Source organism: Oceanospirillum sediminis (assembly GCF_014164585.1).
Classification (GTDB): Bacteria; Pseudomonadota; Gammaproteobacteria; order Pseudomonadales; family Halomonadaceae; genus Oceanospirillum; species Oceanospirillum sediminis.
Genome location: NZ_JACJFM010000011.1, coordinates 73296 through 89832, shown reverse-complemented (window position 1 = coordinate 89832; position 16537 = coordinate 73296). Strand labels below are relative to the sequence as shown.

Sequence of the window (16537 nt, the reverse complement as noted above, 5' to 3'; positions counted from 1 at the left end):
ACTGATCTACGATACCCGTTTATCAGACGCTGTCATTAAAAAGGTTCACAGATAGTGCCTGCAGACATATTACTTTCGGCCCTGATCGCATTTTTTGCCGGAGGGCTCCTGACAATGCTCCTGCTGCCCAGGCAAGAACGTAACCGGAAGAAACATACCGCAGAACAATTAAACTATCTGCAAGCCATTCTTGATACGACCGTGGATGGCATTATCTGTATCAACCCCCAGGGCTTAATTATTCGCTTTAATCCCTCTGCCGAACACATTTTTGGTTATAGCGCAAAGGAGATTACAGGCCGGAATATTTCCGAACTGATGCCGGAACCCTACCGCAGCCAGCATAATAGTTTTCTGAAACACTATATGAAACGCAGAAGTACTACAGATCAGAGTAGTCGAGCGGTTGGTATTGGGCGTGAAGTAGTTGGCCTGACTAAAAGCGGGGAACAATTTCCTCTTTATCTTGCTGTCAGCGAAGTCATTACCAACGGTAATATCTTTTTTACCGGTATCGTTCGGGATTTAAGAGAACACAAACAGAACGAACAGGCACTCCAACAAGCCACAGATTATTTCAATGCTGTTATCAATAATGCCTCTGAACTGCTGGCAATTCTGGATACAAGCGGGAAAATTCTGGTTGTTAACCGTGCTGCATCCGAACTCGCCCAACAATCTGGTGAAATGCTGAAAGGACAATATTTCTGGCAAGGCAACTGGTGGAGACAATCGGAAGAGCAGCAACAAAAGATCCGCTCAGCTATCGATAGAGCTGCAAAAGGTATCGGAGCTCATTTTGAAGTAATTAGCTATGCACCTGATGGCCACCAGCTTAACATTGACTTTAAACTGACGCCTATTTTTGACGACAGCGGTAAAGTCATATTATTACTGCCTGAGGGCAGTGACATCACACAGCGAAAAATGGCGGAACAGACCCTGGCGAAAGCTAAAGAAGCCTCCGATACCGCCAATCAGATGAAAAGTAATTTTCTGGCTAATATGAGCCATGAAATCCGCACCCCAATGAATGCGATTATAGGTTTGAGCCAGCTGGCCTATGAAAATGCTCCTGATTCCCCTCAAGCCAGCTACCTGGATACCATTCATCAGTCTGCAACAGGCCTTCTGGGCATTATTAACGATATTCTGGATTTTTCTAAAATTGAAGCTGGCAAACTGGAAATTGAACACTCCCCGTTTGATCTGGATGATGTGATCGAAAATCTGGCCAGAATAGTCAGCCTGAAAGCTGAACAAAAAGGACTGGAGCTGCTATTTTCGTTCCCAACAGATATTCCCAGAGCACTGTATGGAGACTCATTGCGCCTGGGGCAAATCCTGATAAATTTATGTAGTAATGCTATTAAATTTACCGATTATGGTGAAGTACTGGTTTCAGCTACCCCTAAGCACCTGGGTGAAGATAAGGTAGAATTACACTTTGCTGTATCTGATACTGGCATAGGTATGTCAGAAGATGAGTCCAGTCATTTGTTCAGGCCATTCAGTCAGGCTGATGCCTCGACTACTCGTCGTTTTGGCGGTACCGGGCTGGGGCTGGCAATTTCTCAGTATCTGGTCAAACAGATGCATGGCAACATGACTGTAGAGAGTACACCTGGTCAGGGCAGCACCTTCAGGTTCAGCATTATCTGCCAGAAACAGGCTTATTCTGCACAGAAAAAAATGCAGTTACCCGACTTAACCGGGCATAAAATTCTGATTATTGATGATAACAGCAAGGCCAGAGGCATTATTGCTGAATTGCTACATCAATCTGGCTTTGAGACCGGGCAGGCTTCCTCTGCCACCTGTGCCACCAGAATGCTGAAACAGGGACACTATGATCTGATCCTGGTCGATTGGCAACTATCAGATTTACAAAGTTCAGATCTGGTAAACTACTCTTTACAAGCACCAGATACACGCATGATCGCCATGATTACTCATAGCCATCATGAGACCGAGCGGATCAGACAACATCCGGGAATTAGTCAGCTGCTGCGAAAGCCCGTCAATGCCTCAGCCCTGATGGACTGTATTGCGTCTGCCTATGGCACATCTCAGATCAGAAGGCAGGACAAGTTATTACCAGACGCCTCATTGAAGCAGGCTCTGAGCAAAATTCAGGGCGCACATATTTTGCTGGTTGAAGACAACCTGATTAACCAGCAAGTTGCCAGAGAGTTACTGGAAAAGCGAGGTATGCAGGTCACCATTGCAAATAACGGCTGGGAAGCCATCGAGTACCTGAAAGCAGAATCTTTTGCTCTGGTTCTCTGTGATATTCAGATGCCTGTTATGGATGGCTATGAAACTATCCGGCAGATCCGTCATACGCTAAAACAGGATAAACTCCCTGTTATTGCTATGACAGCAAATGCCATGCGAGGTGATAAAGAACGATGCCTCGCTGCCGGAATGAATGAGCACATCAGTAAACCTGTCGACCCGAATCTGCTCAGCAGAGTATTATTAAAATGGATTCCAGCTAACCTCAGCCCACCTCAGAAGCTCAGCTCTCCTGTTTTTGAGCCGATAGACACAGAACAGATAGCAGCAGAAAACACCCCGTCTCTGCCAGAGCAATGGCAGTGGATAGCCAGTATACCAGGCTGTGATAGCCATACAGCCCTGAGAAAGCTGGGGGATGACCCAGAGTTTATGGCTGAATTGCTGCAGGATTTTATGATGAACTATCACGATATCCTGCCTTCTCTACAGACTATGATTTCAGACGCGCCATATCAGGAGAATACCCTGCGCCTTGTACATACACTGAAAGGCCTGATGGGAACCTTTGCTTTCCTTGAGGCAGAGCAAGCAGCTATAGCTCTGGAAAAGTCGATGAAACAGAACGCAGAGAATGAAGTGATACAGGCATACCAGGTGCTTGAGAAAAACCTGCGGCCAGCTCAGGATTATTTGATGAAACACTTTGCGTCATAACGCCTTCTGTTTCAGCGTATTCTTTAATCGATGATGGCCTGAATTATCGCGGAGCAAACCAAACCGTAGCCACCCCTGTTCAGGGAATGCTCTCACGCGTATCCCTGACTGTGCCAACTGGTTCTGAATACCTGTAACATCCGAACTCTGGCATGTCAGAAATAGCGGAGTTTCACCTATGATACTGAAATAATGCTGAAGCAACGTTTTCTGCTTAGAAAAGCAATAATACAACTCTGTTTTAATATTTTCATGCCACCTCTTATCCTGCAGAAACTGTTGTGTCAGCCAGGCTGTCACAGCACTCATATGCCAGGGTCCGCACTGAAGACGAAACAATTGCAGATTATTGACTGAAGAGGCGACAAAGCCTGATCGAATCCCGGCTAAACCGGAATACTTACCCAGAGACCTGAGCACCCATAACCCATCAGAAGCGACCTCTGATATCAGAGCAGCATCCTTCTGTATCTGCACAGGCAAAATATCCATAAAGGCTTCATCTACGATCAGCCAGCCACCTTTTTCAGCCAGGTACTGATAACAGAGGCGCAAGCGCTCAGATGAAAACAACTGTCCTGTCGGATTATTCGGGTTGATAACAACCAGTACATCAATCTGACTCAACAGGTCATAAAAATTATCCCCAATCAGATCCTCAGCCTGATAACGAAAAACACTGTGCCCTTGCTTTTTCCAGCACCAGGCATGCTCCTGATAACCAGAATCAGGCACAGCGATCACGCTTTCGGACCTTAAACGGGGTAAAACCTCAATGGCCTGTTGAGAACCATTAACCGGCCAGAGATTATCCTGCTGATAAAATGAACAAGCAGATAACAACAGCTCATCATAACCATCCGGTAAGTGATGAAAGAGCTGCAGAGGTATACGGTCCGGCACAGCCCAGGGCAAAGGGTTTAATGCCGCAGACAGATCCAGTAAAGGCTCAGGAGCATCAGGATATTCCTGAAGAATACGCCGGACATCGCCACCATGAACGGGAGGCGAGGTAAGATCATCTGTATTCTGAAGCACAATACTCATTCAGGCTGTACCCATGACCAGAATTAACAGCAGGCTTGCAACAATCAGCCAATAGGCCAGAACCTTTTTCAACAGCACCATAGTGCGTAACAGATCTTCTTTTCCGGCATACTGACCTCCTTCTTCAGGAGTGAGGCCAAGCAGAGGTCGCTCTTTCCATACCCCATGATATGTGTCTCCGCCTCCCAGAGACAAACGTAAAGCCCCCGCGCCAGAGGCCATAACAGGTCCGGCATTAGGGCTTTCCCAGTGTTCAGCCTGTTGTCGCCAGCAGTGCCACGCAGAACGATAGTGACCACCCACTGCATACAGGACAGCGGTTATTCTGGCGGGGATATAGTTCAGTACATCATCTATTCTGGCACTGGCCCAGCCCAGATGAAGAAATCGAGAGGTTTTATAGCCCCACATCGCATCCATTGTATTTGCCAGTCGATACAGAAGTACGCCCGGAGCACCGGCAATAATAAACCAGAATAAAGGAGCATAAATAGCATCGCTGCCATTCTCCAGCCCAGACTCAATGCCCGCCCGGCACACTCGCATCTCATCCATATCACTGGTATCACGACTGACAATCCAGCCCACCTTACTACGCGCCTCATTCAGGTCATTACGCACCAAAGGTTCATAGATCCAGTTAAGATGCTGTATCAGACTGCGCCCACCCAGTGCAAACCACAGTACGACACTATTAATCAGCCACCAGGTCAACACTGATAATATATTATCCCCTTCAACGTTCAGTGATTCAGGTACGAACGAAGCAATAACAACCGGTAAAGGCAGTACCACAATAACCCAGGCCAGCAGACCTTTCAGTCGGAGTAAAATAGTGGATCTGGTGTTCATCATCAACTCATTCCGGGAAGGGTTAACTCTTCTTTCCAGAGCAGAGACCAGATAGCCAAACCCGGCCAGAGGATGAAAACGTTTCGGTTCACCAAAGCAAAGATCAAGAATGACCCCTGCCCATAATGCAAATAAGATCTGCTCAGCAGCAAAAAAAATCATGGTTTATAACCTGAAGTACCGCATAAAACCCGAATGAGAGAAAAAACCACCATCTCTTTCGGAGACAAAAGGCGCTATTATAGCCGCTTTACCCGACCACATAACAACCCGCTGTATCTACAGGATTTTTTATGACTGCTGCTACACTGATGATTCAGGGAACCACCTCCGATGCCGGAAAAAGCGCCGTTGTCACAGGCCTTTGCAGGCTATTGGTAAGAAAGGGGTTCAAAGTTGCCCCTTTTAAACCACAGAACATGGCTCTGAATAGTGCAGTAACGGTTGATGGTGGAGAGATTGGCCGGGCTCAGGCTGCCCAGGCTCAGGCCTGCTACCTGCAACCCCACACCGATATGAACCCTGTACTGCTGAAACCTAATTCAGATACCGGAGCCCAGGTTATCATCCACGGCCAGGCCGTCAACAATATGAATGCCAGGGCTTATCATGACTACAAAACGACAGCGATGACTGCGGTGCTGGAAAGCTTTCAGCGTCTGAAAGAAGCCTATGACATCGTATTAGTAGAAGGCGCAGGCAGCCCGGCAGAAATCAACCTCAGAGACAGAGATATTGCCAATATGGGCTTTGCTGAAGCAGCGGATTGCCCGGTAATCATCGTCGCAGATATCGATAAAGGCGGCGTATTTGCTCATTTAACCGGCACTCTGGAACTGTTATCTGCCAGTGAACAGAACCGGACTAAAGGCTTTATCATTAATCGCTTCAGAGGTGATATATCGTTATTACAGCCCGGAAATGACTGGCTTGAGCAAAGAACAGGGAAGCCGGTAACAGCAGTTTTACCCTATCTGCACGGCCTGTGCCTTGAAGCCGAAGACGGCGTCAACCCGGCTCCGGACAAAGCCAGAGAAAAAAGCCATCTGACGGTAGTTGTCCCCGTTCTGCCGAGAATCAGTAACCACACCGACTTCGATCCTCTGCGACAGCATCCGCAGGTTGATTTTCATTTTGTAGCCCCGGATCAGACACCACCTCCGGCCGATCTTGTCATCCTGCCTGGTAGCAAAAGTGTCCAGCATGATCTGAACTGGCTCAGAGAACAGGGCTGGGAGAACTATCTGCTCAGACATCTGAGATATGGCGGTAAACTACTGGGTATCTGTGGTGGCTGGCAGATGCTGGGACAATGGCTACACGACCCTGAAGGCATTGAAGGCCCTGCAGGTAAAATGCCTGGCCTGGGAATATTTGAAGCAGAAACAGTACTGGAAGCAGAAAAACAACTGATCAATACTTCCGGAACTATTTGCGCAAAACTAACATCGGATACCACAAATATTCCAGTAACAGGTTACGAGATTCATGCTGGCGTAACTCATGGAAAAGCTCTGTCCCGACCATTTCTGCAACTGCAAAACCGAACAGACGGTGCCATTTCAGAAGATGGCCAGATTGCAGGTTGTTACCTGCATGGCCTGTTTGATCATCCGGATGCCTGCCAGCACTTACTGCAATGGGCCGGACTACAGGATGCAGCCCCCTTTGACATTAAATCCCTGTATGATGAATCGATTAACCGCATCGCAGATACTATTGAACAACACATGGATCTGGAATTACTTGAGCAGTTACTCAAATTACCCAAAAATAGCCTCAGGTAATATTACTCTCAGGTTACTCACTATTTCGGTTCTGATGCTGTTACTATCAGGTAACAGCTTCTATCAACTCTTTATTAAAGCCGGACATCATCACTGACAATCACTCCCGGAGGAGGATAACGCCGATCATTCAGCATCCGGCTATAACTCACCACACAATTCCTGCCATCCATTTTTGCCCTGTTCAAAGCCAGCCCTGCTTCTTTGAATAAGCGCTCAGACACCGCTTCTTCACTAAGGCTGCAACTGATACCAAAACTTGCGGTCACATGAAAATTAACAGCCGAGTTTCCCAGCCCCGGCATAGTAATTACTTTCTGCTGGATACGGATTCGAAGCCACTCCGCTTCCTGCAAGGCTTCCTCTTCAGACATATTCAGAGCAAACAAAGCAAAAGACTCACTGTCTGATCGTGCCACACTGTAATTTTCGCCAACAGCCCACTGATCCAGCAAACCAGCAATATCTTTAACCGTCTGATCTGCTGCCAGATAGCCATACTGAGCACTGATCTGTTTATAACGATCAATATCCAGCACCAGCATGCTCACAACCTGTCCGGGAATAGCAGAAGATCTCAGTCGATACTCACAATCTTTAATGAAAACATTCTGCCGCAGCAAACCGGTAAGGTCGTCAAATTTCATCAGATACTGTAGCTCATCATTAATGGTTTCCAGCTCAGATACTTTATGCATCAGCGCTTTATTTCTGGTATCAACTCTCTTCTGGTGCATCGCCTTACTCAACTCCAGGTTGTAATTAAGACGACGAATCCGGGCATGCTTTCTGGCTCGGGTAACAGCCAGAATAAATATTTGCCCAATGATAAATACTGTAAACCCGATATGCAGCCAGTCATCACCACGTATCAGGTACAGGTAAACCAGACTGTCGTGCAGACCTGTCAGAATACAGATCATCACGGTCAACATCATGGCCAGAGCTTCTTTTGAACGGTACCAGGGGGATTGCAATACCCAGATAAATAACAGAACATTACTGATCATATTAAACAAAATCTGAACCGGCTCCAGAGCAGCCAGCCACACAACCGGAAACCAGATAAACGCCGGAATAACAACCAGCAGCTGACACCAGAGCATTTTAAGAAACCAGGCAGGAAAACTAATCCGGTAATAACCATGCAGCCATATTGCCAGGCAGGGAACAAAAAGGTTCAGTGCAATCAGTTTAATTCGTAAAGAAACAGGCCAGTGCAATTCTGGATCACTGATAAACCAGTTCAATACATTAAAACCTTCTGTGAAGGTATACATCATCACCGAGAAGCTGAACAGGCTCAGGCTCCACAGACACCTCTCATAACGATGACGGGTCAGATACTGAAGAAATAGCAAAATGCCAGCAATACCAGACAGAGCACCTGCCAGAGCCTGCACCAGCTCTCCACTGTTGTAAAAATTATGAATAGCCCCTGCATCCCCCAGTAACAGATCTCTCTCTGGTGCCGGAGAGACTCTTTGCAGGTTCGCAACCTGTAATATCAATACTCCTGAAGTATCTGTACCAGGAAGGTCAATACTGCGATGGCCACTGTATGTCTGGAATGCCTGAGGATTATCAGATACGACACCGCCAGCAGCCAGCTCTTTTTCATTCCAGAATAACCTGAACGCAGTGGCCATCTCAGGAATAAACAGAGCCAGAGGCTGCTCTGGTAATCCTCTTAGCTCAAGAACATAGGTCGCGACACAGGAACCCGGAATCTGAGTAGGCAAAAGACCATCAGATAAACTTTTACAATCCAGTAAACTCACCGGGAAACTAACCGGCTCCGGCAGACGTTCATTGCGCAGATCTCTTAGCTGGTATATCTTTCCCGGATAGAACAGCCACTCTCCTTTTAACGCAAAAATCCCGTCCGGACTCAGGTGCCAGTGTTTGAAATCAATCACCCCTTGCCTGGCCTGAATATCTGCCTGCAGATACTTCGCAGGTGTAAACATGACCAATAGCATAAGCAACCATTTTTTCATCAGACACTATCTCCTTTCTGATGAAATAAAGTAGTATTCAGATGATCAGATAAGCTTACTTCCTGCCCCATACCCGGATGTTTTTTTTTCTGGCTCTGCTTTCTTTGTTGGTGCACAGCATCAGACGCTCGTGCCAGTAGCTGATCCAGGTTCTGTCCCTGGGCATTGGTAGCAACTCCAGTTGATACTGTAAAACGAAAAGCGTCCTCTCCCCTGCCTGACACTGGCATCTTTAGCCTGGAAATATTAGTCTGAATTCGTCTCGCCACCTGAGCAGCCTGATCGGCATCAACACCACCCAGCCAGAAAATAAACTCATCACTACCATAACGCGCCGGAATCCAGTCAAAACGCCCTTCAGCTTCCTGAACGAGTTGCCGCGCCACTTTTTTCAGTACCAGATCAGCCAGATCTCTGCCATAGTGATCACAAATCTGTTTAAAACGGTCAACATCAATCATAACAATGGCATGGCTGACACGACGATTTCTCTCTATCCTCCGACCGATCTGTTCAAAAAAACAGTGGCGGTTCATTAAACCAGTAAGCTCATCTTCAGTAATAAGACGCTGGTACTCCTGCTTTTTTATTTCCAGTTCATGCATCTTATTTTCCAGCTCTGCTTTTCGGGTGTAAGCCAGTTTCTCCGTTTCCAGCACCCTGTTTTGCAAAGACCGGTTAAAATCGAGCATACGAATCTGTTCCTGAGTTCTGTAATAGGTGAGAAAGCCAATCTGAGAAACCAGAAAAATCAATATACCGACACCTAACAGATCATCTCCCTGCCACAACCCCAGGAAAACACTCAGATCATGAGAAATACCCGTCATCAGAGCAAATGCACCAAAAATCAGAATACGCACTCCGGCTCTGTTACGGATAAATAACATCGTCATCATCCAGACAGACGTTAACAGACAAAATGTCATAAACAGCAGCAACAGATGCAGTAACCCGGTAAACAGTTCACTGGGAGTAAGAAGGATAAATATCAGAAAAGAGGCGGCTGCCCAGTTCAGATATTTAACAATGCGGAACTTTATATCCTGTCGGTATAACGACTGGAGCCAGTTAGCAAACAGAGGAATCGCCGTCGCAAACCCGATATATTCCAGCCGGACCGCCAGGGGCCAGGGAAAATATCCAAACAGGGTACTGAAACTCCCCAATCCGGTAGTACCTGTGTAACCTGCAAGAACCAGAGCAAATAGCCCGATCCACAATAATTCCTTATGATCAGGTATCAGTAAAAACTCTGTCAGCAACAGAATTCCAGCCAGAATTGCCAGACATATCACGACACCTTCTATAAGAATATTCTTCTGATAGTAACTTTGCCATTCATCATCTGTTGCCAGAATAATAGGGCTGTGCACACCACCTCGGGCATGGCCATAATTACTGACCTGAAGGACCAGGCGTGTTTCTGGCGGTAGCTTCCCTAAAGAGACAATCCTGTCCCCTGAATATCCTCTGGCATGATCGACTGAAGCACTGGCATAACCACCGTTGAACACTTCCCGACCATTAACAAAGAGTCTGAAGCTATTCTTTATCTCCGGCACAAACAACGCCAGTTCAGTCTGCTGAGGAACCTTTTTCAGCAAAAGAGTATATGTCATCATGTGACGTCTTGGTCCGGGAGGCTGCCAGATATCAGGGAAAAGAACCGGCAAGGAATAATGCAGATTATCTTCAACTTCAGCAGGTGATAGCAACTGATCGGGAAACCCCATCCACTCTCCATCCAGAGGCAAAGGATCACTGCTATCGGGATACCAGAATGTCAACGTGGTTTCCCCCATCGCTGCAGGAAAAGCCAGTGGACGCCCGGACCCGGAACCAGCACTGACAATAACTGAAGCAAAAATAATCAACATCAGACTGACATAGCAAAAGCTGCTCAACAATCCGCGATCCATACGAAACTGAAGCATTACCCTCTCCGGGAGGTCTGGTGACTGAACAGGAACCAGTCAATGTAGCACATAAGTGTCGTGAGCCAAACAGACAGCATTTTACTACCCGGATATGTCCATTCAGTATATTATCCCGCCTGATCATATTTCTATACAATCAAATCAATGGCTCAATTCAGCTGACAAATAACGTTCCGAATAAAGAAATATCTATGCAAAGCCAAACACTCCGATCCGACATTATGCTACTCGTTACCGCAGCAATATGGGGCTTTGCCTTTGTTGCTCAGCGTGTAGGTATGGATTATGTCGGTCCCTTTACTTTTAATGCTGCCCGCTTTTTCCTGGGCGCTCTGTCCTTACTGCCACTGCTGTTATTACTTAAACCAGATCAACCGACAAAATCAGATAAAGGCCGGGGGCTTAGTTTATGGCAGGGGGGACTAGCGGCTGGCGCCCTGCTATTTATGGGATCAACATTTCAACAGGTAGGGCTGCAATATACTACTGCAGGTAATGCAGGCTTTATTACAGGTCTTTACATCATTCTGGTTCCTGTAATAGCCCTGGTCTGGGGGCAAAAAACCGGGCGCAATACCTGGTTGGGTGCTTTGCTGGCAGTCGCAGGTTTGTATCTTTTAAGCGTTACAGATGATTTTACACTGGCATATGGGGATCTGCTGCAACTGATTGGAGCACTTTTCTGGGCAGGGCATGTTCTGCTGATTGGCTGGCTATCACCTCAAATGGATGCTTTAAGGTTATCCGTTATACAGTTCTTTACCTGTGGTCTGATCAGCCTGCTGGCAGCCCTGTTCCTGGAGGAACCGACGCTGGGTAGTATAGGGGAAGCCTGGCAACCCATTGCCTACGCCGGGCTCTTGTCTGTTGGTGTAGCCTATACCCTCCAGGTCTTTGCTCAGAAAGAAGCCCCGGCTTCACATGCTGCCATTATTCTGAGCCTGGAGGCTGTATTTGCGGTTATCGGAGGCTATCTGTTCCTGAATGAAACCCTGGACCTTAAAGGCCTGGCAGGCTGTGCCCTTATGCTGGCAGGTATGCTGATCTCTCAACTGGCTCCACGCAATAAACATCAGACAGAGATGGCTCACTGAGAATAGCAGCTGTTTCTGGCCCCCATGATATCGAGAGTCAGAAACCAGACAATTAGCCCATGTTCAATAAAGGTCCTTTCAGTGTCTGTGGAATACCGGCAGTAACAAAAACAACCTGATCAGACACTTTAGCAATTCTTTGATGCAGGCGCCCGGCTTCGTCTACAAAACGCCGGGCTAAAGCATTATCCGGAATGATTCCTTGCCCGACTTCATTGCTGACCAGAATTAACTCACCGCGGAAATCATTCTGTAAGTATTCCACCAGTTGCTGCTGATGGGCTTGCAGTACGTCTTCATCATCTAACAGTAAAATATTGGTCAGCCATAATGTCAGGCAATCCAGCAAAAGGCATTCCCCTCGGACTTGCGCATATTTTTTAATGACAGGGATAATATCGATAGCTTCTTCCGTTACCTGCCAATGATTCGGACGGCTATTTTTGTGATGAGCCACCCGATCCTTCATCTCTTCGTCCCATATCTGTGCTGTTGCCAGATAATGCACCCTCTTACCTGAGCAGACCGCTAATTGTTCAGCCAGAGCACTTTTACCAGACCTGGCACCTCCCAGAATAAAGCGAACCACAGAAACTCCTTAAAATTCCGTTAAAAATGGAACCCGATGAATGAATCAGGCTCACAGATAGACATAAACACAATCAGATACCAGATGCACCTGAATAAAAGCATTTCGATATTTGCCTGCCATCAGCCGGGGAATATAGCAATCTCTTACAGAGAAATGTTTGTTCAACAGCTTAGCACCAGGGTATTTTATCATTGTCATATTGATGGATAGTTCTCTATGAATAATTACGCCTTACTTCCCCTCATATACAAAGCCTTTCTGACAATAATCTGTCTTTTTCTGAGCACGACTCTGAATGCAGAGACAAGGCCAGAACAACCTCATCTTCTGGTTAAAGCATCCAGCGAATTCAAATTCGCCCCTGACACTGCCATTCTTACTCTGACACTGGACAACACCAGCCCGCATCTGAAAAAAGCCAGAGACAATGTAGAAAAGCGTAGCCGAAAGCTGCTGAGATCCCTACTGCGTTTCAATCTGCCACAACAGGACATTGAAATGGGGCAGCTATATATACAGCCAATACAGATACAGGGCAGTCAGCGCTCTCAAACCAGGGTCAGCCAGACAATCACTCTCTATGTACGCAGTATTAATCGCTATCCGGATATACTGGACAGGATCAATTCCAGTCAGACCGTTTCAGACATCATTGTCAAATTTGAACATAGTAATGAAGAGGTTCTGAAAGAACAGGTGCTGGATGAGGCGATCAATAAAGCCAGAGAAAAAGCAGAGCGAATGGCCAGTCGACTGGGCCAGAAAACCGGCAGAGTATTCAGTATCGAAGAAAGTTCACAGCGTTATCCTGATCATGCTCGTTCAGAATTCAGAGTAACAGCACCGCGCAATAGCAGCCTGACCTCAACACCAGAACCGGATCAGATCAGACTGACAAGTGATGTCCGGGTAATTTTCTTCCTGGTACCCTGATACTGTTTTCAGCACCTTAAATCTGAAACGCCCGGATAATCCGGGCGTCTCTCTGATCAATAATTTTCTTCAGATCTTAGCCAGACCTCTGGCCAGATCAGCTTTCAGATCATCCAGAGTTTCCAGACCAACAGCAATCCGAAGCAGACCATCAGTGACACCTGCCGCATCCCGGTCATCCTGAGTAATACGTGCATGTGTCGTTGTTGCAGGATGAGTAATCGTCGTTTTGACATCCCCCAGATTGGCCGTGATAGACAACATCTGAGTATTATCAACAACAGTCCAGGCCCCCTCTTTACCACCGCGGACTTCAATCGATAGCACTGCCCCAAAGGCCTCTTGTTGCTGCTTTGCCAGTTCATGGTCGGGATGAGAAAGCAGACCAGAGTAGTTCACTTTTTCAACCTGAGGCTGTTGCTCCAGCCACTGCGCCAGAGCCAGAGCATTTTCACTCTGTGCTTTCATACGCAGGTTCAGAGTTTCCAGTCCTTTCAGAAATACCCAGGCATTAAATGGGCTCAGGCTCGGTCCGCAGGTACGAACAAAACCGAAGATCTGCTCCATGTCTTCATTATTACCAACAACGACGCCACCCACGCAACGCCCCTGACCATCCAGATATTTGGTTGCAGAGTGAATAACAATATCAGCGCCTAACTGCAATGGACGCTGCAGAGCAGGAGTGCAGAAGCAGTTATCGACAACCAGCTTTGCTCCCTTGCTATGCGCAATATCGGCAATCTTCGTAATATCACCTAATTCACACACCGGATTAGAAGGCGTCTCAAGAAAATACAGCTTTGTCTTTTCAGTCGCCGCCTCAGCCCAGCCATCCAGATCACCCAGATTGACATAGCTGATATTCAGACCAAATTTCTTCAGGTACTTCTCAAACAGGTTGGTCGTTGAACCAAAAATATTACGGGATGCCACAATATGGTCACCCGCCTCCAGCAAAGCCATACAGGTGCTCAGAATGGCTGCCATACCGGATGCGGTGCCTACAGCGCGTTCTCCGCCTTCCAGAGCCGCAATACGCTGCTCAAACATACGTACGGTTGGATTCGTAAAGCGGGAGTACACATTACCGGGTACTTCACCAGAAAAACGCGCTGCTGCTTCAGCTGCAGAGCCAAATACAAAACTGGAGGTCGGGAAAATCGCCTCGCTGTGCTCACCTTCCTGAGAACGGGTCTGTCCGGCACGAACACCCAGGGTTTCCAGTCCCCAGTCCTGAGCATCAATATCAAAATCAGGCATAATCAGACTCACTCCGTATCGTCGTTATGCATATCGATAACAGCATCAACCTTAGGCTTAGCGCCCTCTTTTGCACTGTCATTGCGCTCTGCATCAATAGCATCCAGATAGTTCTGATCAATGTCACCGGTAACGTATTCGGCGTTAAATACAGAACAGTCAAAACCTTCCAGTTCAGGGTTTCCTTCTTTACCACAAGCGATCAGATCTTCAAGATCCTGATAGATCATCCAATCTGCACTGATCTGTTCTGCGACTTCTTCATCTGTACGGCCATGAGCGATCAGCTCATCAGCGGATGGCATATCAATCCCGTATACATTAGGATAGCGAACCGCTGGTGCCGCAGAAGCAAAGTAAACATTCTTCGCACCGGCATCACGTGCCATCTGAATAATTTGCTTACTGGTAGTCCCCCTTACAACAGAGTCATCAACCAGTAATACATTTCGCCCTTCAAATTCCAGATCAATAGCGTTCAGCTTCTGACGTACAGACTTCTTACGCTCCTGCTGTCCCGGCATAATGAACGTACGACCGATATAACGGTTTTTGATAAAACCTTCACGGAAAGGCACATCCAGATGAAGAGCCAGCTCCAGAGCCGAGGTACGGCTGGTATCCGGAATTGGAATCACCACATCAATATCATGCTCCGGACGTTCACGTTTGATCTTTTCAGCCAGTTTCTGTCCCATGCGCATGCGGGATTTATGGATATGGATACCATCCATAATAGAATCAGGTCGAGCCAGATAAACATGCTCAAAGATGCAGGGACGAGGGTTTGGATTATCGGCACACTGCTGAGTAAAAATATTACCTTCCAGATCGATAAATACTGCTTCACCGGGAGCAATATCACGCTCCAGTTCAAAACCCAGAACATCCAGAGCTACACTCTCAGAAGCCACCATATACTCAATGCCAGCCTCTGTTTCACGCTTACCGAATACCGCAGGGCGGATACCATGAGGATCGCGGAATGCCACCAGTCCCATACCGCTGATCATCGAAATGGCAGCATAACCACCACGACAACGACGATGAACCCGACGAACAGCATCAAAAATATCTTCCGGGCGCAGTTGCAGTCCCTGCTTACCCAGTTCATGGGCAAAAATATTCAACAATACTTCAGAATCTGAAGTCGTATTGATATGACGCAGATCCGTGTTAAACACCTCTTCCGCCAGCTCTTTGGCATTGGTCAGGTTACCGTTATGAGCCAGAGCGATACCGTAAGGTGAGTTGACATAGAAAGGCTGAGACTCTGCCTCACTGGATGATCCAGCAGTAGGATAACGAACGTGTCCGATCCCCATATTACCGTGCAGGCGCTGCATGTGACGAGTACGGAAAACATCGCGCACTAAGCCGTTACTTTTACGCAGGAAAAAACGGCCATCCTGGCAGGTCATCATACCGGCAGCGTCCTGTCCACGATGCTGAAGGACAGTTAAGGCATCATAGATAGCCTGATTAACGCTGCTATTGGCAACAATGCCGACGATTCCGCACATTGAAAATCACCTCTTAGGGGTTATCACATCATCAAAAACAATAACAATCAGGCACGCTTCTCTAGCTGGTTTTCTACCAGTTGAGCAGCCTGATCTCGTAAATCTTCTAATACAGGAATAAACTCAGATCCGGCCCACCAGGGCTCCTGAGTTAAACTGGTCAGACTGGCAATCGCAATAACAATAACCAGGATAGCCACACCTCTCAGCGCACCAAAAATAAGACCAAGAAATCGATTGAACCCGCTGAGTCCCGTTGCAGAAACCACTTTATTCGCTATTTTAGAAATAACAGAACCCAGCATCATGATAAGTATGCCGATGCAGGCGAAGGCAATAAACAGGCGTACAGAGTCCTGCTCAATATAAGGTAAAAGAATCTCACTGACCTGAGGAGCCATAATACGTCCGAACAGTATAATAGCGACCCAGGTTGCCAGAGAAACCGCTTCTCTGACCACCCCTCTGATCAGACCAAAACCCGCTGAAATCAGAAAAACCACTATAATAGCCCAGTCAACCCAGATCATACTGTATCCTTATCTTTCTGC

At 47.1% G+C, this 16537-nt stretch carries 12 protein-coding genes; 4 read left to right on the top strand and 8 right to left on the bottom strand.

Annotated elements, in window-relative coordinates:
- The first annotated feature begins 114 nt into the window (after positions 1–114).
- Complete coding sequence (locus H4O21_RS10555; RefSeq protein WP_182808831.1) at positions 115–2955, top strand: hybrid sensor histidine kinase/response regulator; 2841 nt, start codon at positions 115–117, stop codon at positions 2953–2955.
- Here H4O21_RS10555 and H4O21_RS10550 read toward each other — a convergent pair.
- The gene (locus H4O21_RS10550; RefSeq protein ID WP_182808830.1) at positions 2950–4002 is read right to left on the bottom strand and encodes an aminotransferase class I/II-fold pyridoxal phosphate-dependent enzyme; all 1053 of its coding nucleotides are present in this window, start codon (positions 4000–4002) and stop codon (positions 2950–2952) included. The genes H4O21_RS10555 and H4O21_RS10550 overlap by 6 nt on opposite strands.
- Positions 4003–5016, bottom strand: a complete 1014-nt coding sequence (cbiB, locus tag H4O21_RS10545; protein WP_182808829.1) for an adenosylcobinamide-phosphate synthase CbiB — start codon at positions 5014–5016, stop codon at positions 4003–4005.
- A 131-nt stretch (positions 5017–5147) separates the two neighbouring features.
- Here cbiB and H4O21_RS10540 point away from each other — a divergent pair, with 131 nt between their 5' ends.
- Positions 5148–6641, top strand: coding sequence for a cobyric acid synthase (locus tag H4O21_RS10540; protein WP_182808828.1), 1494 nt, complete (start codon positions 5148–5150; stop codon positions 6639–6641).
- Between the two features lie 74 nt (positions 6642–6715).
- On the opposite strand, the gene H4O21_RS10535 is transcribed toward H4O21_RS10540, so the two are convergent.
- Positions 6716–8641: a sensor domain-containing diguanylate cyclase gene (locus tag H4O21_RS10535; protein ID WP_182808827.1), complete on the bottom strand. Its 1926-nt coding sequence runs from the start codon at positions 8639–8641 to the stop codon at positions 6716–6718.
- The gene (locus tag H4O21_RS10530; RefSeq protein WP_182808826.1) at positions 8641–10578 is read right to left on the bottom strand and encodes a sensor domain-containing diguanylate cyclase; all 1938 of its coding nucleotides are present in this window, start codon (positions 10576–10578) and stop codon (positions 8641–8643) included. Before H4O21_RS10530 ends, H4O21_RS10535 begins: the two co-directional genes overlap by 1 nt.
- 194 nt (positions 10579–10772) lie before the next feature.
- On the opposite strand from H4O21_RS10530, the gene H4O21_RS10525 reads away from it, so the two are divergent.
- Positions 10773–11675 carry a DMT family transporter gene (locus H4O21_RS10525; RefSeq protein WP_182808825.1) on the top strand — a complete coding sequence of 301 codons (903 nt, stop codon included), beginning with the start codon at positions 10773–10775 and terminating at the stop codon, positions 11673–11675.
- Between the two features lie 52 nt (positions 11676–11727).
- Here H4O21_RS10525 and cobU read toward each other — a convergent pair whose 3' ends face one another.
- Positions 11728–12264 carry a bifunctional adenosylcobinamide kinase/adenosylcobinamide-phosphate guanylyltransferase gene (cobU, locus tag H4O21_RS10520; RefSeq protein ID WP_182808824.1) on the bottom strand — a complete coding sequence of 179 codons (537 nt, stop codon included), beginning with the start codon at positions 12262–12264 and terminating at the stop codon, positions 11728–11730.
- A gap of 219 nt (positions 12265–12483) precedes the next feature.
- Between cobU and H4O21_RS10515 the strand changes: the two genes are divergently transcribed.
- Positions 12484–13200 (top strand): SIMPL domain-containing protein, encoded by a 717-nt coding sequence (locus tag H4O21_RS10515; RefSeq protein ID WP_182808823.1) that lies wholly within the window; start codon positions 12484–12486, stop codon positions 13198–13200.
- A 69-nt stretch (positions 13201–13269) separates the two neighbouring features.
- Here H4O21_RS10515 and H4O21_RS10510 read toward each other — a convergent pair whose 3' ends face one another.
- Genes H4O21_RS10510 through H4O21_RS10500 form a run of 3 tightly spaced genes read right to left on the bottom strand, consistent with a single transcriptional unit; the run spans position 13270 to position 16516 of the window.
- Complete coding sequence (locus H4O21_RS10510; RefSeq protein ID WP_182808822.1) at positions 13270–14463, bottom strand: O-succinylhomoserine sulfhydrylase; 1194 nt, start codon at positions 14461–14463, stop codon at positions 13270–13272.
- 8 nt (positions 14464–14471) lie between these two features.
- Positions 14472–15986, bottom strand: coding sequence for an amidophosphoribosyltransferase (gene purF, locus H4O21_RS10505; protein WP_182808821.1), 1515 nt, complete (start codon positions 15984–15986; stop codon positions 14472–14474).
- 47 nt (positions 15987–16033) lie between these two features.
- On the bottom strand, positions 16034–16516 hold the full coding sequence (locus H4O21_RS10500) for a CvpA family protein (protein ID WP_182808820.1): 483 nt from the start codon (positions 16514–16516) through the stop codon (positions 16034–16036).
- Positions 16517–16537: the final 21 nt, after the last annotated feature.